The sequence below is a fragment of the Mycobacterium sp. Dal123C01 genome, from assembly GCF_052566995.1.
In genome coordinates, this window is sequence record NZ_CP199580.1 from 3,009,336 (window position 1) to 3,030,830 (window position 21,495).

Sequence of the window (21,495 nt, forward strand, 5' to 3'; positions counted from 1 at the left end):
CTAATCTAGGCCGTGTGAGCGCGAAACAATTGCCCGGCGGGGTCGTGCACAAGCTGCCCGCCGACCTGCACGAGGCACTGATCGCCAACTCGACCGCACTCGCCGCCTGGAAGGACATCACACCCCTGGCGCGCAACGAGTTCATCTGTTGGGTCGAAGACGCCAAGCAAGAGGCGACGCGGCAGCGGCGCATTCGCCGGACTCAGGAGGAGCTGGAAGAAGGTCAGCGCCGGCCCTGCTGCTGGCCTGGTTGCAAGCACCGCGAACGCACTGGCCGCCCGCAATCTTGAAAGAGGCTGTCCGACAACAGTTTTACAAATCGTCGTCGGCGGTGACGGTTCCAGGGCTTTTTTCGAGTTGCGTTTAGCCGCGGTCTATTTCAGGCTTGGAGATTACCCCTCTGCAGAGCGGAAAAGATTCGATGGCCGACGCGATCGCGAGACGACCCAAAATCCGCCGAATGACGGGCGGGGGAGTATTGAATTTCGTCTCCCATCTCATCCGTCCAGCGCTGGTTACCGCCATGCTCGCGGTGCCGATTGCTGGCGCTAATGCACCCGCGGTCTTGCCGTTGGCGTGCGGGATCACCTGGACGACGGTGGGGCAGACCATCATGTTCCTGCCCGACTGCGCGCATCCGGTGCCGGGCGGCCCGCCGCCATATCCCGCTGACCCGCCGCCGGAGCCGGGCGCGCCACCGGGTCCGCCTCCGCCTCCGTAGCGCTCGTCATCTAGACGTGCGGCAGCCGGCCGGAACCGGGCTAGAGATGGCTCGCGACGAAAGTCGCTGCCTGACTGGGCATTCCAGACCCGTTATAGGACAGATGCACCGGCGAAAACAGCTCGTCATGAGAAGGCAGCGCCAGCGCCCCGCCCGGAGTGCACACCGGATCGCCGGGCGCACACAAGTCAATGGCCTTGGGGCCGTACCACGGGCTGACCTCGCTGACCGGTCCCCCCAGATATCTGTCCGACGGATTACCGAAGAGGGCCAGCGCCGCGACGTGCGCAGCTTCGTCCGCCGTGAGTATGTCGGGGATCAAGCCCGCGATCGGCATTCGGGCGATGGTGGCCTGATCTGTTGCCATGGCGCCCAAGGAATATCCACCGAGCACCAGCTTGGTGTTGGGACAGTTGGCAACCATCGACGTAACGTGGGCGTGGATATCGCTGCCGCCGGCGGATGCCGACGGGGCGAAATCTTCACCGGCGGGGTAGTTGACCGGATACACCCCGAGGGTTCGACTCCCAAGCTGCGAGCGCAGTGAATCGATGAATTCCTGTCCGACCCCACCGACACCGGGTGCCTCGTTGGTGCCGCGGGCGAACGTCACCTCGACGTCGGGGCAAGGGGCAGCGGACGCGGGGGCAATGAGGATCGGTGCGCTGATCAGCGTTGTGCAGGTTGCCAGCATTGCGGTACCCAGCGTGCGAGCGAAATGGCGTGCGTTCACGCCTCAATGCTGGCATATCGTGCCGCGCGACTAAGGGTCGCCTTACCGATACGGTCGCGGTTCCCAGGTGTCGGTCGGGTAAGCACAGAACAGAGCGACACCATCGGGTGACTGTGCAGTAAATAGCCCAGTGTTGTCGGGAGCAAGAGTATGGATCTCGGCCACGCACTTCGAGCCGATCTGCCGAACTCCGACCAGCGTCCCGGGATCAACCCAGATACCGGGACGTCCGGACCCGCCACAGGCGAGAACCTTGCCGCTGGCGTCGTAGCCGAAGATGAACCGACCGGTGGTGGTATTGCAGGGCTGTCCGAGTACCGCATTGTTGGCCATGTTGGGAACTGGTTGGCTCGCTGGGTCTGCCATCGCCAGCGGCGCCGTGCCGATGGCGACCGTCGCGGCCGTTGCCAGCAAAAGAGCGCGATTCATGGTCCGCACCTCTCGGGCGTTGGGATGAACAGGTAATTCGCGACCGTAGTCCTCCGCAACGCTCCCGCGGACCCCTTTTGGGCAAACACATAGAGAGTTCTGTGGTGAACGCTCTAGAACGCGTAAGGGCCAAACCTGCCCCATGCGACAACCGCCGCCATGACCAAAAGCACTGCCGGCGCAAGGATTGCAGCGCGCTCGGCGCGACGAATGTGAACAACGATCGCGCCGACCATCACGATCGCGAGGCAGGTAGCCGCCACTGGGACGAGGATGGGCGCAATATGCACAATCGCCGGTAGAACCACGCCGATGGCGCCGAGGAGTTCGGCGGCCCCCACCGCCTTGACGAACCCCGCGGAAACCTCGTCAACGAAGCCCATTCCCTTGTCGGCGAGGACCTTCTTGTCGAGGGCCAGTTTCATCAGTCCGGCCCCGGCGAAAGCCACGCCGAGTACACCTTGCAGGACCCACAACGTGACGTTCATGCTTCCGCCTCTCATACAACCCACTTGACGCTTCAAGTCAACCTATCGCTGCCTACTTGAAGCGTCAACTCAGCTAGGGTCGTTGAATGGCTGAGGAAACTCGGTGGTTGAGCGAAGCGGAGAGCACAGCCTGGCTCGAACTCGTGCGCGTCCTGCTCACGCTGCCTGCCGCGCTTGATGCGCAACTCCGCCGCGATTCGAATCTGAATCAATATGAGTACCGGGTGCTTGGGGTCCTTGCCGAACAGCCCACTCGCACGTTGGGTATGAAATCGTTGGCGGTCGTGACCAATGGGTCGCTGTCCCGGCTGTCGCACGTCGTGAAGCGCCTAGAGGCAGCCGGTTATGTGCGTCGACAGCCCAAGCCTGGCGATGGGCGTCTCACCGATGCGATATTGACTGACAAGGGTTTTGAGAAAGTGAGTGCCGCGGCGCCCGGCCACGTGGTGGCGGTGCGTTCACACGTGTTCGATCGGCTGACGCCTAGTCAGGTTGCGCAGCTGACAGATCTACTACTACGCATCGCCCCTGACGCCACTTTGCCTGGAGCTTCCGATTGCCGCTGAGGGCGCTTCCCCAATTTAAGTGCCCAAGAGGGTGACTAGCTGTTTTAGTCTCCGGGAATGGAGCGCATTTGGCAGTGGGTTTGGGATCGACACGGTGCGAGCTACTCGTGGGCGTGCTTCGCGGTAACCCACACCGTGGGGCTTCCGGTGTTCCTTGCGTGGTCGTTTGTTGTTGTCGCTTTTCAGAAGTCTGATTGCTATGTCGAGGCGGCCGCCGTCACCGTCGCAGCCATGCTGTTCATGGACTACCTAGTGATTCTTCCCGGCCGGGGCGGGCTCCGCCTTGCTGAGCAGTGGGCCGCCGGCCAGGAGGTCGATCCGGCGAGGGCGTTGGACTCGACCTATGCCTACGCTCGTGGGGCGGTGGTCCGAGCTGTCGGGGTCGGCACGATTTGGGCCGCACTGCTGCTCGTCAGTGTTGGTGCGCTGGCCGGGGCAAGCGAGGCGCGGCTCGTTCAGTACGCGATTTTGGGCGCCGCCGTTGGAGCAGCGCTCAACCTGATTCCTGTGCATAGCTACGTGGAAGGAGCGCTACGGCCAGTCCGGGTCTCCATCGCCGGTGACACGGGGATCGGTGACGCCTTGCCCCGCTCTCGACCGACTTTCGCTGGGTGGTCGAAGATATCCGTGCTCGCGGTCGCGTTCGCGTTCGCCACAGGAGGCGCGATGTGGGCGGCCGTGTTCGCGCGGGCCATCGACGCCCCGGTGCTCGCCGTCGTGACCGGCTGCGTGTTGACGATTGGCTTCGCCGTGCCGATCACCGTCGCCGCCGTATTCACACCGTCCTTGCGGCCCATTCGCGACCTTGCCGAAGGAACCGAACGTGTTGCGGCAGGGGACCACAGCCAGCGCCTGCCGGTTGTCCAGGACGACGACCTCGGCGCGCTCGCGGCGTCGTTTAACCGGATGCAGGCGGGTTTGGCTGAGCGGCAACGACTTCAGGCGGCGTTCGGCACCTATGTCGACCCGGCCCTGGCGGTGCGACTGCTTGAGCAGGGCGATGATATCTTCACCGGCGAGCGCCGCGAGGTGACGCTGATGTTCGTCGATGTCCGCGACTTCACCCCGTTCGCCGAGGCCAACTCCGCCGAGGACACCGTCGCCCGGCTCAATGCCTTGTTCGAGATCGTGGTGCCGGCCGTCGTCGAGGCCGGTGGGCACGTCAACAAGTTCCTCGGCGACGGCGCTCTGGCGGTCTTCGGCGCCCCCAACGATCTTGCCGACCATGCCGATGCCGCGGTGAGCGCCGCTGTTGGAATTCACCGCCTCGTCGCCGAGCGCTTCGATGGCGCCCTGCGGATCGGCATCGGGATCAACACCGGTGTGGTCATCGCCGGAACCATCGGCGGCGCAGGCAAGCTCGAGTTCACCTTGATCGGTGACACCGTGAACGTCGCCGCCCGCGTCGAGCAGCTCACCAAGACCACCGGTGACGCGATCCTGCTCACCCATCACACCGTCGACGCCCTGACTTCTCGACCGCCCGGCCTTATCGACCGGGGATCGCATGCCCTGAAAGGTAAGTCAGCCGCCGTGCAGGTCTTCGGCCTCGACCACGAGGGGTAGGTCCTTGTCGACTACTTGACCAGCGTGAACTGGCAGACGTTGGTGTAACCGTCGCGGAACAGGTCCGAGCAGCCGGTCAGGTAATGCATGTAGATGTCGTACATCTGCTGCCCCTGCAGCTCGATGGCCTTGTCCTTGTGCGCTTCCAGCGCAGCGGCCCACGCGTTCAGAGTCGGCACATAGTGCTCCCCGATCACGTGGTGGCGTTCCACCTTGAAGCCGGCGTCCGCCGAGTAGCGATCGACCTGGGAGACGTTCGGCAACCGGCCGCCGGGGAAGATCTCGGTCAGGATGAACTTGATGTAGCGCACCAGGGTCATCGTGATCTTCAGGCCGAGCTCCTGGGTCTCCGCCGGGTCGGGGATGGTGATTGTGTGCAGCAGCATCCGGCCGTCATCGGGCATCAGGTTGTAGAACTTCTTGAAGAACACGCCGTACCGTTCGTACCCGGCGTCGCCGGCGCCGTCAGCGAAGTGCTCGAACGCGCCCAGTGACACGATGCGGTCGACCGGCTCGTCGAAGTGCTCCCAGCCCTGCAGCCGCACCTCTTTGCGACGGCTGCCCTCCATCTCGGCGAACTTGGCGGTGTCGTGGGCGAGCTGGTTTTCGCTGAGCGTGAGCCCGATGACGTTGACGTCGTACTCAGCGACCGCATGCCGCATGGTCGAGCCCCAACCGCAACCGATGTCGAGCAGCGTCATGCCCGGCTCGAGGTTGAGCTTGTCCAGCGCGAGTTTTCGCTTGGCGTACTGGGCCTCTTCCAGGGTCATGCCGTCACGCTCGAAGTATGCGCAGCTGTAGGTCATCGACGGGTCGAGGAACAGCTTGAAAAACTCATTCGAACGGTCGTAATGCGACTGCACCGCTTCGATAGGCGGTGAAAGATTCTCAGACACGCGGTCGCCACCGGACGTCTTCATACGAAACCCCCTCAACAGGCTGGAAATACGGTTGCCGATCTCGGGTCGGGCAGGAGCTAACCGCCCCGCATGCGACCCCGATCCCCCCAAACTAGCGCCACCCGAACCGGCGCTTCCAAGCGATTCGTCGCCACCTGCCCTTCGGATGGGTGCGAATTAGGGTCAGGCGCCCGCTTTGAGTCTTAGCAGCCCGTTTTTCCTGGTAGTCAGGGCGAAAGTGTGCCGCTCGAGGCGGTAAAAGTGCCCCTGTTCAGAGTCGGTTGATGGTTGACGGATCTGTTTCGGTTGATCCTTGACACTCGTGTTGTGTTTTAGGTGCCTGCGCTGGTGCGCATGGCCCGTTTGATTCGTACCTCGGCGTTGGTGCGTCGGGCGGCGGTTTTGACCAATTGATCGCCGATCCAGAACCGCAGCAGCTCACCGTCGACGTGGACATCGCAGCGGGCGCCGGCGTAGTAGCGACCGATGCTGACTTGCTGCCAAGACACGCACACCACCCCGTTGGTGGTGACCCGGCGGCTGACCCAATCAGAACCGCTACGGTCAGGGCCGGTCACAGATCGCTGAGGTGGGCCAGCAGGCACACCGGCGCGGAACCGTTGGGCCGGTGTGGCCATCTTCAGTGACTGGTGCGGCCGGTTGGTGTTGTACTCATCGACCCACTCATCGAGGGCCTGCTGAGCCGTCTTGAGATTGGTGAAAGCTGGTTTATTGCTGAGGAATTCGGCGCGCAAGCTGCGATGGAACCGCTCAATCTTGCCCGTTGTGGTCGGGCTGCGCGGCTGGGTCAACAGATGCTCGATGCCGTGTTCACGACAGATCGCCTCGAACAGCACCTCGGTCGGCGGGTGGTTGAACCGGCCGGTGAAGACCTTGCCGTTATCGGTCAAAATCTGCTCGGGCACCCCATAGCTGACCAACGCCGCGCGCAGCCCATCACAGACCGCCCTAGTGCGCTCACGGGCCATCAAGTGCGCACAGACACACATTCGCGAATGGTCGTCGATGCCGGTCAACGCTTTGGCGCTGGTGCCATCGGCCAGCGGGAAACCGCCCACGATGTCCATCTGCCACAACTCCATCGGGGCGCCGCGTTCCCAGCGTTTCCACTTACGTGAGCGCTTATCCCGCACCGACGGATCGATCATCCCGGCCCGCACCAACGCGCGATAGGCCGCCGACTCCGAGGGCACCGGCCCAACACCGCGCCTGGCCAACTCGAACACCAGCCGCCGCGGCCCCCAATACGGGCGCGAGCGCCGCAGCTCCAGCAGCACCGCCTCCACCTCGGCGACCATCTGATGCGGACACGACACCGGCCGATGCGACCGATCCACCAACCCCTCTAGGCCCTCAGCCTCATAGCGGGCTAACCACGAGTGCAGCGTTTGGCGCGACACTCCCACCTTCTCGGCGACCTGCGAAATCGACAGGCCATCACCAATCACCGCCATCACGGCCGCATACCGCTGCTCGGCCACGCTCAACTCCCTCATCTAGGGAGTGTCAAGGATCAACCGAAGTAACTGTCAACCATCAGCCGAAACACTGTCGCGCATCAACCGAAGACGAAACGTCAAGCATCAGCCGACGTCATACAGCGGTAAAAGTGCCCCCGGCACGACTCGAACGTGCGACCTAGGGATTAGAAGGCCCTTGCTCTATCCACCTGAGCTACGGAGGCAATGCGCAGGTCAGTCTATCCAACTATCGGCCCCGACCCGACTCGCCGACACGACACGCGCGAAAAGCATTGCACCGCTATTGAAATCAGTTATCGTATTGAACCTCGACACACGTACAACACCAGCTAGTAAACAGCTGTTAACCGCAACGAGGCGTGTGCATAACGTCGGGGAGTGCCGATTCAATGGGCGTGGCCACGAGTATGACTGCGCGGTACGTGAGCGCGGGTTCCCAAGCGTTCCGCCTGGTAGCCGACGCCAGAGGTGCCTCCCGGGCGGCTGGCCTGCTGCTACGCGGATCGCCGTCTGCGCTGGGCTGGTTTGCCGGCTGGCTGTCTACGGAATTTCCCCCGCAGGTGGTGACCGGGCACGCCTTGTCCCGGGTGTCGGCACCGTCCATCGGTCGGGTTGGCGCCACCTGGGCTGGGCAGCGTGCCGAGCAGACGCTCACCGCGGCTCTCGAGGAGTCCTTCGGGACGGACTACGCAGACCAGGTCAGCCATCCGGCCTGCGAACAATCCGAGTGCGCACCCCGCGGCGGGTTGTTGCACCGGCCGGGGCCCCACCGCCGGTACGCCGCGGAGACCTCCGACATTTCCTACGGTCCGGGTGGTCGCGACAACCTGCTCGACATCTGGCGGCGTCATGACCTGGCGCCGGGCCGGCGGGCGCCGGTGCTGATCCAGGTCCCGGGCGGGGCGTGGGCCGTCAACGGCAAACGCGGTCAGGCCTACACGCTGATGAGCCGGATGGTGGAACTCGGCTGGATCTGCGTGTCGATCGACTACAGCAAGAGTCCGCGCTCCACCTTTCCGGCGCACCTGATCGATGTGAAGCGGGCGATCGCCTGGGTCCGCGAGAACATCGCCGACTACGGCGGCGATCCCAGCTTCATCGCGATTACCGGCGGCTCGGCGGGCGGACACCTGGCCTCGTTGGCCGCGCTCACCCCCAACGACCCACGGTTTCAGCCCGGATTCGAAGACGCCGACACCACTGTTCAGGCGGCCGTGCCCTACTACGGCGTCTACGACTTCACCAACGCCGACACCATGCACGAATTGATGCTCCCGTTCCTCGAGCAGTTCGTCATGCGCGCTCGATACGCCGACACACCCGAGCGGTTCGAGGCGGCGTCGCCAATTTCTTACGTCCACGACGAAGCGCCCCCGTTCTTCGTGCTCCACGGCGAGAAAGACGAACTGGTGCCCTGCACCCAGGCCCGGACCTTCTGCGCGGCGTTGCGCGGCGCCGGAGCCCCGACCGTGACATACGCCGAGCTCGCCAACGCCCACCACGCTTTCGACATCCTGTCCACGGCCCGATCGCGGCTGGCCGCCAACGCGGTCGCCGACTTCTTGGGCATCGTCTATGGGCAGCGCGCGAGCTCGCTGATGGATTCGTGGCCGCTCTCGGCGACGTCGGCCAGCTGAGTTGCGCAGATCAACCGTCTGTTACAACGTTTCGTCCGCCAGGCCGCTGCACCTGCCGTAGCGACTGAATCGTGCCTTTCACCAGCGCGTGAACGCGACTAGCGTTTGGTGTGGCTATCCGGTTGGCGGAGCTGAGGCAGGAGGCTTGATCGGCGGTGACGAGGTTGACGCGTCGAGTGGATGATCATGAGTGAGCCGGTCGGGGCCAATGGATTGTCCGACGAGCTTGGACCAGTCGACTATCTGCTGCATCGGGGTGAAGCGAATCCGCGGACCCGTTCGGGAATCATGGCGTTGGAACTCCTCGACACCACGCCGGACTGGAACCGGTTCCGGACCCGATTCGAAAATGCCTCGCGAAAGGTGCTGCGGCTACGGCAGAAGGTTGTCGTACCGACGCTGCCGACGGCCGCACCGCGCTGGGTGGTGGACCCCGATTTCAACCTGGACTTCCATGTCCGGCGAGTCCGGGTGTCCGAACCGGGCACCCTGCGTGAGGTATTCGATCTCGCGGAGCTGATCCTGCAGTCACCGATGGACATATCGCGGCCACTGTGGACGGCCACCCTGGTCGAGGGTCTGCGCGGCGGCAAGGCCGCAACGCTGCTGCATGTCAGCCATGCCGTCACCGACGGTGTCGGCGGCGTCGAGATGTTCGCCGAGATCTATGACCTCGAGCGCGACCCGCCGTCCAAGCCGACACCCCCGCTACCCGTCCCGCAGGATCTGTCACCCAACGATCTGATGCGCCAGGGCTTCAACCGCCTGCCGCTGGCCATTGTCGGCAGTGTCGCGGGCGCGGTCGCCGGGGCGGTCTCGGCGGCAGGGCGGGCGATCCTCGAACCCGTGTCGACGGTGTCGGGGATCGTGGAGTACGCCGTCTCGGGCGTGCGGGTGATCAACCGGGCCGCCGAGCCCTCGCCGCTGCTGCGCCGGCGCAGCCTGGCGTCTCGGACCGAAGCAATCGACATTCCGCTCTCCGACCTGCACAAGGCCGCAAAAGCCGGCGGTGGATCCATCAACGACGCGTATCTGGCGGGTCTGTGCGGCGCCTTGCGGCGCTATCACCAGGCTCTCGGTGTGCCGATCAGCACGCTACCGATGGCGGTGCCGGTCAGCTTGCGCGCCGATGCCGACACGGCCGGCGGCAACCGCTTCACCGGCGTCAACTTGGCGGCACCGCTGGGTACCGCGGATCCGGTGGCGCGGATGAAGAAGATTCGCGCCCAGATGACGCAGCGCCGTGACGAGGCCGCGATGAACATCATCGGTTCCATGGCACCGGTGCTGAGTGTGTTGCCGTCTGCGGTGCTGGAAGGGATCACCGGCTCGGTGGTCGGCTCCGACGTGCAGGCCAGCAATGTTCCGGTCTACCCGGGCGACACCTATATCGCCGGTGCAAAGGTGTTGCGGCAGTACGGGATCGGCCCACTGCCCGGCGTGGCGATGATGGTGGTGCTGATTTCCCGGGGTGGGTGGTGCACCATCACCGTGCGCTACGACCGGGCTGCCGTGCAGAAGGAGGCATTGTTCGCCCAATGCCTGCTGGAGGGTTTCGACGAAATTCTCGCGCTGGCCGATGATCCGCCTCCGCGTGCGGTGCCGGCTTCGTTCGCCGAGCAGGCCGATGCGGCTTCTCGATCGGTGGCAGGCTCATGAGCCCCGCCGAAGACCGCCAGAAGCCAACGCCGGCAAAGGATTTGCGGTTGCCCGGATCGGTTGCCGAGATCCTCTCGAGTCCTCCCGGCCCCAAAATCGGCGCCTTCTTCGATCTGGACGGGACCTTGGTCGCGGGCTTTACCGCGGTCATCCTCACCCAGGAGCGGTTGCGGCGCCGCGATATGGGGGTGGGGGAGCTGCTCAGCATGGTGCAGGCCGGTCTGAACCATACGCTCGGGCGCATCGAGTTCGAAGACCTGATCGGTAAGGCGTCCTCGGCGCTGGCCGGACGGCTGCTGACCGACCTGGACGAGATCGGCGAGCGGCTCTTTGCGCAACGGATCGAGTCGCGCATCTACCCGGAGATGCGCGAGCTGGTGCGGGCGCACGTGGCTCGCGGCCACACCGTGGTGCTCAGCTCGTCGGCGCTGACCATCCAGGTCAATCCGGTGGCCCGCTTCCTCGGAATCGTCAATACGCTCACCAACAAATTCGAAACCAACGATGACGGGTTACTCACCGGCGGCGTCGTGAAGCCGATTTTGTGGGGGCCGGGCAAAGCTGCTGCGGTACAACGGTTTGCGGCCGAAAACACCATCGACCTCAAGGACAGTTACTTCTACGCCGACGGTGATGAGGATGTCGCACTGATGTATTTGGTCGGCAATCCACGGCCGACCAATCCCGAAGGCAAGATGGCCGCCGTCGCCAAGCGTCGTGGCTGGCCGGTGCTGAAATTCAGCAGCCGGGGATCCGTCGGCATCCGCCGGCAGGTGCGAACAATTGCCGGGCTCGGTTCGATGTTCCCGGTCGGGGCCGGCGCGGTGGCGATGGGTGTGCTGACCGGTAGCCGGCGGCGCGGCGCTAATTTCTTTACTTCCAACTTCTCTCAGTTGGTCCTGGCGACCACTGGCGTGCACTTGAATGTCGTCGGACGAGAGAATCTGACCGCGCAGCGTCCGGCCGTCTTTATCTATAACCACCGCAATCAGGTTGACCCGGTTATTGCCGGGGCGCTGGTGAGCGACAACTGGGTTGCCGTGGCCAAGAAGGAACTGCAAAAGAACCCCATCATGGCCCTGCTCGGCAAGGCGTTGGACGGTGTGTTTATTGACCGCGATGATCCGGAGGCCGCGCTGGAGACGATGCGCACGGTCGAAGATCGGGCCAAGAACGGACTATCCATTCTGATGGCTCCGGAAGGAACCCGGTTAGACACCACCGAGGTCGGGCCGTTCAAAAAGGGACCGTTCCGTCTGGCGATGGCGGCGGGGATTCCGATCGTCCCCATCGTCATCCGCAATGCGGAGTTTGTCGCCGCGCGAAACTCCGCCACGATAAATCCGGGTACGGTTGACGTAGCGGTGTTCCCGCCGATTTCGTTGCAGGACTGGGAAGTTGACACGCTGCCGGAGCATATTGCCGAGGTGCGCCAGCTCTATCTGGACACGTTGGCCAACTGGCCCGTCGACGAACTGCCTCAGGTCGATCTGTACGCCGAGAAGAAAGCGGCGAGAAAGGCCCGAGCCAAGCCGGCTTCTAAGACCGCGGGGACCAAGGTCGCGGCGAAGAAGGCCGCGCCCAAAAAGGCCGCGCCCAAGAAAGCCGCCGCCAAGAAGGCCGGGCCCAAAAAAGCTGCGTCCAAAGTGGAGGTCAAAAAGCAGCCGGCCCCGCCGAATCCGAATGCGTCCGAGGTCGCTCGCAACAACGGTGAGGCGCCGCAGCCCGGGCCGGATCAGCCCGGCAGCACCGAGTCGACCCCTCGGCCCGAAGGACACACGTGACCCAGTTGGCCGCAGACACCAGCGCAGTCCTGACCGCGCAAGACTCGCTGCTGTTGGCGACGATGGACTCCAGCGTGGAAACACAGCTGGTGCTGGATTGGCTGGGCCAGCAGCGGGACCGTAGTCCGGGTGCGAAGTTCAACGTGCTGAAATTGCCTTCCGGCGATTCGTCGCCGGCAGCGCTGAATCTGCTTGTCGATCAGCTCGAGTCGGCCGAAGACCGTTCGATTGTGCCGGTGCGGGTGTTCTGGCTGCCGCCCCCGGATCGCGGCAGGGTCGCCAAGCTGGCCGGGCTGTTCCCGGGCTGGGATCCCTATCACCCCAACCCGCGTCGACAGCGCCACATCGTGGGTAACGATCCCCACCGGGCCCGGGTGGTGGCCGGCGAATCGGCCAAGGTGTCCGAACTCCGTCAGCAGTGGCGCGACACCACCGTCGGGGAGAACGAGCGCGATTTCGCCCAGTTCGTCACGCGCCGTGCCCTTTTGGCGCTGGAACGCGCCGAGTATCGAATCTTGGGGCCGCAGTACAAATCTCCGCGACTGATGAAGCCAGAGATCTTGGCGTCCAAGCGGTTTCGTGCCGGTGTGAAAAATATTCCAAACGCAACGGTGGACGAAGCCGGAGAGATGCTCGACGAACTCGCCACCGGCTGGAGCAGGGCGTCGGTCGACCTCGTTTCCGTCCTGGGCAGGTCGCTCAGTCGCGGATTCGACCCGGAGATCGACTACGACGAGTTTCAGGTCGCGGCGATGCGCACCGGACTGGAAGTTCATCCGGCGGTGCTGTTGTTCTCACACCGGTCCTACATCGACGGCGCGGTGGTGCCGGTAGCGATGCAGGAAAACCGGTTGCCGCCAGTGCACGTGTTCGCCGGTATCAACTTGTCGTTCGGGTTGATGGGGCCCCTCTTACGCCGTTCCGGTGTCATCTTCATCCGTCGCGATATCGGCGGTAACCCGCTCTACAAGTACGTCCTGCGCGAGTACGTCGGCTACATCGTCGAGAAGCGGTTCAATCTGAGCTGGTCCATCGAAGGTACCCGCTCGCGCACCGGCAAGATGCTGCCGCCCAAGCTGGGTCTGATGTCCTATGTGGCCGACGCATACCTGGACGGGCGCGCCGAAGACATTCTGCTGCAGCCGGTGTCGATCAGCTTCGATCAGTTGCACGAGACCGCCGAGTACGCCGCCTACGCCCGCGGTGGAGAAAAGACACCCGAGGGCGTGCTGTGGCTGTACAACTTCATCAAGGCACAAGGCGAACGTAACTACGGCAAGATCTATGTCCGCTTCCCAGAAGCGGTCTCGATGCGGCAGTACCTGGGGCCGTCGCACGGGCAGCTAGCCCAGGACAACGACGCTAAACGGCTTGCGCTGCAAAAGATGTCGTTCGAAGTCGCGTGGCGGATTCTGCAGTCGACACCAGTGAACGCGACGGGCCTGGTGTGTGCCCTGCTGCTCACCACGCGCGGGGCGGCGCTGACGCTCGACCAACTGCACCACACGCTGCAGGACTCGCTGGACTACCTCGACCGCAAGCACACCCCGGTATCGACGAGCGCGTTGCGGCTGCGCACCCGCGACGGTGTACGCGCGGCCGTCGACACACTGTCCAACGGACACCCGATCACCCGCGTCGACAGCGGGCGCGAGCCGGTGTGGCTCATCGCGCCCGACAAGGAACACGCCGCCGCGTTCTACCGGAACTCGGTCATCCATGCCTTCCTGGAGACCTCGATCGTCGAACTCGCCCTGGCGCATGCCAGGCACGCCGAAGGCGACCGCATGGAGGCCTTCTGGGCTCAGGCGATGCGGCTGCGCGATCTGCTGAAATTCGACTTCTACTTCGCCGATTCGGCGGCATTCCGCGACAACATCGCCGAAGAGATGGCATGGCACGACGACTGGGAAGCCCACGTCGCTGCCGGCGGCGAGGAGATCGACGCGATGCTGTTCGCCAAGCGGCCGTTGATGTCCGACGCGATGTTGCGGGTGTTCTTCGAGGCCTACGAGATCGTCGCCGACGTGCTGCGCGATGCGCCGGCCGATATCGGGCAGAAGGAACTGACGGAGTTGGCGCTCGGGGTGGGCCGGCAATACGTGGCACAGACCCGGGTTCGTAGCAGCGAATCGGTGTCCACGCTGCTCTTTGCGACCGCGCGTCAGGTGGTTGCCGACCAGGATCTGATCGCCGCGGCCGCGGATCTGGCCGACCGCCGGAATGCCTTCCGGCGGGAATTGCGGGCGATTCTGCGGGATTGCGGCCACGTCGAGCAAGTCGCGCGCAATCAGTTCGTCGCCCGCGAATTTCAAGCGCGCCAGGAGCGCACCGCTCGCCAGGTTGGGTAGCGCGGGCTTTGCGGGTGCCCGCCCATACCCTGGACGTATGACGGTTGGCCAGTCCAAGGCCCGTGAACTGGTGTGGCCGCTGCTCACCGGAGTCGCGGTGCTGGCCGGCTGCACGGCGGCCGGCATCGGTGCGTTGTCGCTGGCCGATGCGCTGACCGCCACCGGATTGCCCAACCCGGGCTCGGCCACCACGCTGGGTCTGCCGTTCGTCCGGGCAGCGGGCGAGATCGCCGCGGTCCTGGCGGTGGGGTCGTTCCTCGTCGCGGCCTTCCTGGTGCCGCCGCAAAAGTCCGGCGTGCTCGACGCCGGCGGGTACCGCGCCCTTCGGCTGGGGACCGTCGCGTCGGGGGTGTGGGCGGTGTGCGCGTTCCTGCTGATCCCGCTGACCATTTCTGATGTGTCCGGGCACCGGTTGGCCGAGCACCTCAATCCCGTGCAGCTCTGGTCGTTGGCCAGCCTGGTCAACACCGCCTCCGCGTGGCGCTGGACAGCGGTCCTGGCCGCGGTGGTGACGCTGGCCAGCTTGGCGGTGCTGCGCTGGTCGTGGACGCCGTTGCTGCTCGCCGGCTCGCTGCTGACCCTCATTCCGCTGGGGCTGACCGGTCACTCGTCGGCCGGTGGCTCGCATGACCTGGCCACCAACAGCCTCTTGATCCACCTTGTCGCCGCCAGCCTGTGGGCCGGTGGTCTGCTGGCTCTGCTGGCCCACGCGCTGCGCGGCGGCGACCACCTCGCCCTGGCGGCTCGGCGCTTTTCCGCGATCGCCTTGTGGTGCTGGGTCGCGATGGCGGTCAGTGGCGTGCTGAACGCCCTGGTGCGGGTGTTGCCTGCTGACCTGCTGACCACAACGTATGGGCGGCTGGTGCTGGCCAAGGTGGTCGCACTGTGTGCGCTGGGCGTCCTGGGCTGGCGTCAGCGGCGTGCCGGAGTCGTTGCGCTGCAAGGCGATCCCACGGCGCGAAATGTCCTGATCCGGCTGGCGCTCGTCGAGGCGGCCCTGTTCGGCGTGACGTTCGGTATCGCCGTCGGGCTGGGCCGCACCCCACCGCCGCCGCCACCGATCCGACTCCCGTCGATTCCCGAAGCCGAGATCGGCTATGACTTCGACGGGCCGCCGACGTTGGCGCGCATCCTGTTCGACTGGCGCTTCGATCTGGTCTTCGGCACGGCGGCAATCGTTTTGGCCGCGCTGTATGTGGCGGCGGTGCTGCGGCTGCGCCGCCGCGGCGATCACTGGCCGCCCGGCCGGATCCTGGCCTGGTTGTTGGGGTGTCTGACCTTGCTGTTCGTGACGTCGTCGGGGGTCGGCCGCTACATGCCGGCGATGTTCAGCATGCACATGGCCGCTCACATGGGGCTCTCGATGCTGGTGCCGATCCTGCTGGTGCTGGGCGGGCCGGTGAGCCTCGCATTGCGAGCGCTGCCCGCCGCCGGGCGCAATGACCCGCCGGCCATGCGGGAATGGCTGTTGGCCGCCCTGCACAGCCGGTTATCCCGCGTCCTCACCAATCCGATCGTGGCCACGGCGCTGTTCATCGCGGGCTTCTACGGCCTGTACTTCGGGAACATCTTCGACGACGCGGTGGGCAGTCATGCCGGGCACCTGGCGATGAACGTGCATTTCCTGGTCAGCGGTTACCTGTTCTATTGGGTGGTGATCGGCGTGGACCCGACCCCGCGGCCGATCCCGCCGCTGGCCAAGGTGGGCGTGGTGTTCGCCTCGCTGCCCATGCACGCGTTTTTCGGGGTGGAGCTGATGGGCACCCCCACCGTGCTCGGGGCGGCCTACTACCGGTCTCTCGGCTTGAGTTGGCACACCGATCTGCTCGGCGATCAACGCTTGGGTGGCGGAATCGCTTGGGCGGCAGGTGAAGTGCCACTGGTGATCGTGATGCTCGCGTTACTGGTGCAGTGGGCACGCAGTGACGCGCGCACCGCGCGGCGTCTTGACCGGGCGGCCGACCGTGACGACGACGCCGACCTGACCGCCTACAACGCCATGCTGGCCGAACTGGCACGCGGGGGAGGACCGAAGCCGCCGTCTCACGGGCCGTCTTCGCGCGATCCGTGAGCGTAACGTCACGGCGATTTCCGGGCGCCCCGATTTTCGCAGTGGGGCCACGCGCGCGCATCTGTCGGGGAGCGGATATGCGTTTCACTGGATGTCGGGAAGAATTACCGAGATGCGTATCTTCACCGTGGACACGTTCACTGACCAACCTTTTGCCGGTAATCCGACGGCGGTGTGCCTGTTAGATTCGGGTTGGCCGGCGACTGAATGGCTCCAGCGACTCGCAAGCGAATTGAATTTGCCTGCAAGCGCATTCGTGTATCGCAATCGTGACAACACGGAATTACGTTGGTTCAGTCCGCGCAGCGAGCTTGAACTCTGCGGCAGTGGCACGCTGGCCGCGGCGCACATATTGTGGGAAGTCGGCGACTGGTCTGAGACCCTTCTGTTCACCACTGCTGGCGGCCCTCTCGGCGCTCAACGAGAGCCGGGTGAACGGATCACCTTGGACTTCCCGTCCGACAACCTTCGGCCGGTGTCAGCGCCACTGGGATTGACTGCGGTGCTTGGCGTTACGCCCCTTGCGGTTTGGCGTGGACGGTTGGACCTGCTTGTCGAATTGGACCGCGCGCAATCTGTCGCCGGTTTGAACCCCGACTTTGAAGCTCTGGCCGAGCTCGATGTCCGCGGTGTGATTGTCACCGCGCGCGGCGACGCCGATGTTGATTTTGTCTCCCGATTTTTTGCGCCCGCTGCAGGGATAAACGAAGACCCCGTGACGGCTTCGGCTCACTGCAGCCTGGGCGCCTACTGGTCAACGATCCTTGGGAAGACAACGCTTACCGGTTCTCAGTTGTCAGCGCGTGGCGGGCGAGTCGAGGTCCGCCTCCGCGATGATCGAGTGAATCTGACCGGGCAAGCGGTCACCGTGATTAGGGGTGCGTTGGCAATACAGCGTTCCGTCTAGTGCTGCGTTGCGGTTACCACTGTGGATGCGCCGAGGACCCCGGGTTTCGACTTCCCGAGCCGAGGCATGTCAAAGTTTCTTCAGCCCCGCCGGATCTTGAAGAATGCCGCGACGGCCGCAAGGCCTTTTCGCAGCGAGGGTTGCAGGACGCTGACATGGCCGACAACCAGGTAACGCAATCCGTGGTCGCGCAATCCAGCGGCTCGTCGGTGAATTGACCGCGGTGGCCGGCCCTTCGCGCCCTGATCCACAGTCGCGAGTTTGTCCACAGACTCTGCCCACCATCGGACCGGATCGTCGGTGACTCGTCGGTGTCGTGGCGCTCAATGGGTAGCAAGCAAGAGCGCTATCTGAGACAAGTGCGAAAGGAAAATGAGCTCATGTTCGAAACCCCGCTGACCGTCGTCGGTCACATCGTCAACGACCCGCAGCGCCGCACGGTCGGCAACCAGGAACTCATCAAGTTCCGGGTGGCCAGCAATTCACGCCGCCGCACCAGCGAGGGAAGTTGGGAGCCGGGAAACTCGCTGTTCATCACGGTCAACTGCTGGGGAAAGCTCGTCACCGGGGTCGGTGCCGCGCTGGGCAAGGGCGCCCCGGTGATCGTGGTGGGCTACGTATATACGAGCGAATACGAGGACCGCGACGGCAATCGACGCTCGTCGCTCGAGATGCGAGCGACCTCGGTCGGCCCGGACGTATCGCGAGCTATCGTGCGCATCGAGAAGCCGGGCTACACCGGCCCGACTACCGCCGATGCCGCGCCGTCCACGGCAGCAGCCCCCGACGCCGCCGATGAGGACACCGATGCTCAGGATGGCGTCGAGGCCGACGACTCGGCTGCCCTGCCACTGTCGGCTTAGCGTTGTTGGGAGGGGCTGAAGTCGGCGAGCAACCATCCGAGCTGAAAGATGACCCGGCACACGACGTTCCGTTACTGCCTCGATCCGACATCCGAACAGCGCAGCATCTTGGTTCGACATGCGGGCGCCTCGCGCTTCGCGTTCAATCAGTGCTTGCGGATGGTCAAGGATGCGTTGTCAGCCCCAACCAGCGCGTCGGACAAGGTAGTCCCTTGGTCGGGTTTCGATCTGATCAACGCATTTAATACGTGGAAGAAGACCGATGCCGCGGGTCGGATGTTCGCCGTCGACACGGACGGTGTCATCGAGATCCGGGTTACTGGATTGGCCTGGCGAACTGAAGTTTGTCAACAGGTGTTCGAGGAGGCCGCTGTCGACTGTGGTCGGGCTCTGGCCGCGTGGGCGGACTCGCGCGTGGGCAAACGGTCGGGCCGTCGCGTCGGATTTCCTCGCTTCAAGCAGAAGAACACCGCCATCCCGGCATTCCGAGTGCGCAACCGGCACCGCAACGGCATTTGGCAGGCAATTCGGGTAGGCGATGGCCGTGCTCGCTCTGTCACCGTGCCGGGCCTTGGTGTTGTTCGGGTTCACGATGACACACGTCCGTTGCGGCGTCTGCTGGCTAAAGATCGGGCCAAGGTTTGTTTCGCTACCGTCAGCCACCGTGCTGGACGGTGGTGGGTGTGCCTAAATGTCGAAGCTGCCGAATTGCACCCGGCTCACCGTCACCGTGCCAGGTCGTCGAGCGACCACGGTGGCTGGGTCGGCGTCGATCGTGGGCTGTCGGCGTTTTTGGTTGCGGCGAGCACCGATGGTCGCCAGCTTGAGCGCGTCGACGATCCGCCACGGGCACTAGCCCGCGGTCTCCAACGCCAACGTCGCCTTGCAAGATCGTTATCACGCAAACAGAAGGGTTCGAGAAACCGCAACCGGGCCGCGGCGAGACTGAGTCGGCATCATCATCGTGTTCGCAACATTCGCCGGCATTTCCTCCACCGGGTCTCCGGCGAGTTGGTCAAGACCCACGACCGGCTCGTCCTCGAAGATCTGAACATCGCGGGCATGATGGCGAACCATCGACACGCCAGAGCCATTTCGGATGCCGCCTGGGGGGAGTTCGCGAAGTTGGTCCATTACAAGCAGGCTTGGCGTGGCGGCATGGTCGCGGTGGCGGACCGCTGGTACCCATCGAGCCAGATATGTTCGTTATGCCAGGCACGTAACAACGAACTGACACTGGCGGATAGAGTCTTCACCTGTCCTGAGGGACATAGCCTTGATCGCGACCTTAATGCCGCGATCAATCTCGCATCCTGGGGTGAGGAGCGTCACCGCGTCGGTGCTGATACCCAATCCCGGGTCCGGGAGCCCGAAGCACGAGCCCCGGTGAAAAAGGCCCGCCGACGGAAAGGCTCTGGCCGACACCTTGCGCGTGTTGGTGAAACCAGTCCGAGTGACGCGGGAACAGATGTCCGGGCCGAACTATCGGCTTGAACAGACGACGCCCGAGAAGGGCGGCGCCGGTGACTCAAGGTGGGTTACCGGACGCGCTTTAGGATGGTCCGCGAGATCATTCTCGAAGAACCAGAGAGGCAAAACCCCAGCATGGCTGAGTTCATCTACACGATGAAAAAGGTCCGCAAGGCGCACGGCGACAAGGTGATCCTGGACGACGTCACGTTGAGTTTCTTCCCGGGCGCCAAGATCGGTGTCGTCGGGCCCAACGGCGCCGGTAAGTCGAGCGTCTTGCGGATCATGGCCGGTCTGGACAAGCCGAACAACGGCGACGCGTTCCTGGCCAACGACGCCACGGTCGGCATCCTGCAACAGGAGCCGTCGCTGAACGAGGAGAAGACCGTTCGCGGCAACGTGGAAGAGGGCTTGGGCGAGATCAAGGTCAAGCTCGACCGCTTCAACGAGGTCGCCGAGCTGATGGCGACCGATTACTCCGACGAGCTGATGGACGAAATGGGCCGGCTCCAAGAGGACCTGGACCATGCCGACGCGTGGGACCTCGACTCGCAGCTGGAGCAGGCGATGGACGCGCTGCGCTGCCCGCCGCCCGACGAGCCGGTGACCAACTTGTCCGGTGGTGAGCGCCGCCGCGTGGCGCTGTGCAAGCTGCTGCTGTCCAAGCCCGACCTGCTGCTGCTCGACGAGCCGACCAACCACCTGGACGCCGAAAGCGTGCAATGGCTCGAAGCGCATCTCGCCGCCTACGCGGGTGCAATCCTGGCCGTCACCCACGACCGTTACTTCCTGGACAACGTCGCCGAATGGATCCTGGAACTCGACCGGGGCCGCGCCTATCCCTACGAAGGCAACTACTCGACCTACCTGGAGAAGAAGGCCGAGCGGCTTTCGGTGCAGGGGCGCAAGGACGTCAAGCTGCAAAAGCGGCTGCAAGAGGAGCTGGCGTGGGTGCGCTCCGGAGCCAAAGCACGGCAGGCCAAAAGCAAGGCCCGCCTGCAGCGGTACGAGGAGATGGCCACCGAGGCGGAGAAGACGCGCAAGCTCGATTTCGAGGAGATCCAGATCCCCGTCGGGCCGCGGCTGGGCAACGTGGTTGTCGAGGTCGAACACCTGGACAAGGGCTATGAGGGACGCACCCTGATCAAGGATCTGTCCTTCACCCTGCCGCGCAACGGCATTGTCGGCGTCATCGGTCCCAACGGGGTCGGCAAGACCACACTGTTCAAAACCATCGTCGGGCTTGAGGAGCCGGACAGTGGCGTGGTCAAGGTCGGTGAGACCGTCAAACTGAGCTACGTCGACCAGGATCGCGCGGGCATCGATCCGAAGAAGAACGTCTGGGAAGTCGTCTCGGATGGGCTGGACTACATTCACGTCGGTCAAACCGAAGTCCCGTCGCGTGCCTATGTGTCGGCATTCGGCTTCAAGGGTCCCGACCAACAGAAGCCGGCCGGAGTGCTCTCCGGTGGCGAGCGCAACCGGCTCAACCTCGCGCTGACGCTCAAGCAGGGCGGCAACCTGATCCTGCTCGACGAGCCGACCAACGACCTTGACGTCGAAACCCTGGGTTCGCTGGAGAACGCCCTCGAGCAATTCCCCGGCTGCGCGGTGGTGATTTCGCACGACCGCTGGTTCCTCGACCGCACCTGCACGCACATCCTGTCGTGGGAGGGCGACGACGACAACGAGGCCAAGTGGTTCTGGTTCGAAGGCAACTTCGGTACATACGAGGAAAACAAAGTGGAGCGCCTCGGCGCCGACGCCGCCAGGCCGCACCGGGTCACCCACCGCAAGCTGACGCGGGGCTAATGTCAGCTCTGCCAACGAAGGCATAGTCGTGAATGGG

19 protein-coding genes and 1 tRNA gene are annotated in these 21,495 nt (G+C 64.3%); 13 read left to right on the forward strand and 7 right to left on the reverse strand.

Going from position 1 to position 21,495, the window contains the following annotated elements; genetic code table 11:
* Positions 1–14: 14 nt before the first annotated feature.
* Positions 15–290, forward strand: coding sequence for a YdeI/OmpD-associated family protein (locus ACTXG5_RS14365; protein WP_445159458.1), 276 nt, complete (start codon positions 15–17; stop codon positions 288–290).
* 170 nt (positions 291–460) lie between these two features.
* Complete coding sequence (locus ACTXG5_RS14370; RefSeq protein WP_445159459.1) at positions 461–721, forward strand: hypothetical protein; 261 nt, start codon at positions 461–463, stop codon at positions 719–721.
* A gap of 40 nt (positions 722–761) precedes the next feature.
* Here the strand turns inward: ACTXG5_RS14370 and ACTXG5_RS14375 are convergent, their stop codons facing one another.
* From ACTXG5_RS14375 to ACTXG5_RS14385, 3 genes are all read right to left on the reverse strand, one after another.
* Positions 762–1,454, reverse strand: a complete 693-nt coding sequence (locus tag ACTXG5_RS14375) for a cutinase family protein (protein WP_445159460.1) — start codon at positions 1,452–1,454, stop codon at positions 762–764.
* Positions 1,455–1,496: 42 nt separating this feature from the next.
* Positions 1,497–1,883, reverse strand: coding sequence for a hypothetical protein (locus ACTXG5_RS14380; RefSeq protein WP_445159461.1), 387 nt, complete (start codon positions 1,881–1,883; stop codon positions 1,497–1,499).
* A 113-nt stretch (positions 1,884–1,996) separates the two neighbouring features.
* The gene (locus tag ACTXG5_RS14385) at positions 1,997–2,371 is read right to left on the reverse strand and encodes a DoxX family protein (RefSeq protein ID WP_445159462.1); all 375 of its coding nucleotides are present in this window, start codon (positions 2,369–2,371) and stop codon (positions 1,997–1,999) included.
* A 107-nt stretch (positions 2,372–2,478) separates the two neighbouring features.
* Here ACTXG5_RS14385 and ACTXG5_RS14390 point away from each other — a divergent pair, with 107 nt between their 5' ends.
* Entirely contained in the window at positions 2,479–2,937 is a 459-nt protein-coding gene (locus tag ACTXG5_RS14390) for a MarR family winged helix-turn-helix transcriptional regulator (protein ID WP_445159463.1), read from the forward strand.
* Between the two features lie 57 nt (positions 2,938–2,994).
* Complete coding sequence (locus tag ACTXG5_RS14395; RefSeq protein ID WP_445159464.1) at positions 2,995–4,503, forward strand: adenylate/guanylate cyclase domain-containing protein; 1,509 nt, start codon at positions 2,995–2,997, stop codon at positions 4,501–4,503.
* A gap of 11 nt (positions 4,504–4,514) precedes the next feature.
* On the opposite strand, the gene cmaA2 is transcribed toward ACTXG5_RS14395, so the two are convergent.
* The 3 genes from cmaA2 to ACTXG5_RS14410 form a co-directional block, all read right to left on the reverse strand.
* Positions 4,515–5,423, reverse strand: a complete 909-nt coding sequence (cmaA2, locus tag ACTXG5_RS14400) for a cyclopropane mycolic acid synthase CmaA2 (protein WP_445159465.1) — start codon at positions 5,421–5,423, stop codon at positions 4,515–4,517.
* A 311-nt stretch (positions 5,424–5,734) separates the two neighbouring features.
* Positions 5,735–6,919: an IS481 family transposase gene (locus ACTXG5_RS14405; RefSeq protein WP_445159466.1), complete on the reverse strand. Its 1,185-nt coding sequence runs from the start codon at positions 6,917–6,919 to the stop codon at positions 5,735–5,737.
* Between the two features lie 114 nt (positions 6,920–7,033).
* Positions 7,034–7,107, reverse strand: a tRNA-Arg gene (locus tag ACTXG5_RS14410).
* 186 nt (positions 7,108–7,293) lie between these two features.
* On the opposite strand from ACTXG5_RS14410, the gene ACTXG5_RS14415 reads away from it, so the two are divergent.
* The 6 genes from ACTXG5_RS14415 to ACTXG5_RS14440 all read left to right on the forward strand — a co-directional run bounded on the left by ACTXG5_RS14415 (position 7,294) and on the right by ACTXG5_RS14440 (position 17,313).
* Positions 7,294–8,541: an alpha/beta hydrolase fold domain-containing protein gene (locus ACTXG5_RS14415; protein WP_445159467.1), complete on the forward strand. Its 1,248-nt coding sequence runs from the start codon at positions 7,294–7,296 to the stop codon at positions 8,539–8,541.
* A gap of 186 nt (positions 8,542–8,727) precedes the next feature.
* Positions 8,728–10,200, forward strand: a complete 1,473-nt coding sequence (locus ACTXG5_RS14420; RefSeq protein ID WP_445159468.1) for a WS/DGAT/MGAT family O-acyltransferase — start codon at positions 8,728–8,730, stop codon at positions 10,198–10,200.
* A complete protein-coding gene (locus tag ACTXG5_RS14425) occupies positions 10,197–11,984 on the forward strand; it encodes an HAD-IB family hydrolase (protein ID WP_445159469.1) in 1,788 nt (595 codons plus the stop codon). Before ACTXG5_RS14420 ends, ACTXG5_RS14425 begins: the two co-directional genes overlap by 4 nt.
* Positions 11,981–14,335, forward strand: coding sequence for a glycerol-3-phosphate 1-O-acyltransferase (locus ACTXG5_RS14430; protein WP_445159470.1), 2,355 nt, complete (start codon positions 11,981–11,983; stop codon positions 14,333–14,335). Before ACTXG5_RS14425 ends, ACTXG5_RS14430 begins: the two co-directional genes overlap by 4 nt.
* A gap of 37 nt (positions 14,336–14,372) precedes the next feature.
* Positions 14,373–16,406 (forward strand): cytochrome c oxidase assembly protein, encoded by a 2,034-nt coding sequence (locus ACTXG5_RS14435; RefSeq protein ID WP_445159471.1) that lies wholly within the window; start codon positions 14,373–14,375, stop codon positions 16,404–16,406.
* A gap of 112 nt (positions 16,407–16,518) precedes the next feature.
* Positions 16,519–17,313, forward strand: a complete 795-nt coding sequence (locus ACTXG5_RS14440) for a PhzF family phenazine biosynthesis protein (protein WP_445159472.1) — start codon at positions 16,519–16,521, stop codon at positions 17,311–17,313.
* 80 nt (positions 17,314–17,393) lie between these two features.
* On the opposite strand, the gene ACTXG5_RS14445 is transcribed toward ACTXG5_RS14440, so the two are convergent.
* The gene (locus ACTXG5_RS14445) at positions 17,394–17,564 is read right to left on the reverse strand and encodes a hypothetical protein (protein ID WP_445159473.1); all 171 of its coding nucleotides are present in this window, start codon (positions 17,562–17,564) and stop codon (positions 17,394–17,396) included.
* 129 nt (positions 17,565–17,693) lie between these two features.
* Between ACTXG5_RS14445 and ACTXG5_RS14450 the strand changes: the two genes are divergently transcribed.
* The 3 genes from ACTXG5_RS14450 to ettA all read left to right on the forward strand — a co-directional run bounded on the left by ACTXG5_RS14450 (position 17,694) and on the right by ettA (position 21,458).
* Positions 17,694–18,176: a single-stranded DNA-binding protein gene (locus tag ACTXG5_RS14450; protein ID WP_445159474.1), complete on the forward strand. Its 483-nt coding sequence runs from the start codon at positions 17,694–17,696 to the stop codon at positions 18,174–18,176.
* A 48-nt stretch (positions 18,177–18,224) separates the two neighbouring features.
* Positions 18,225–19,670, forward strand: coding sequence for an RNA-guided endonuclease InsQ/TnpB family protein (locus tag ACTXG5_RS14455; protein ID WP_445159475.1), 1,446 nt, complete (start codon positions 18,225–18,227; stop codon positions 19,668–19,670).
* Between the two features lie 111 nt (positions 19,671–19,781).
* A complete protein-coding gene (gene ettA, locus ACTXG5_RS14460; RefSeq protein ID WP_445159476.1) occupies positions 19,782–21,458 on the forward strand; it encodes an energy-dependent translational throttle protein EttA in 1,677 nt (558 codons plus the stop codon).
* Positions 21,459–21,495 lie beyond the last annotated feature (37 nt).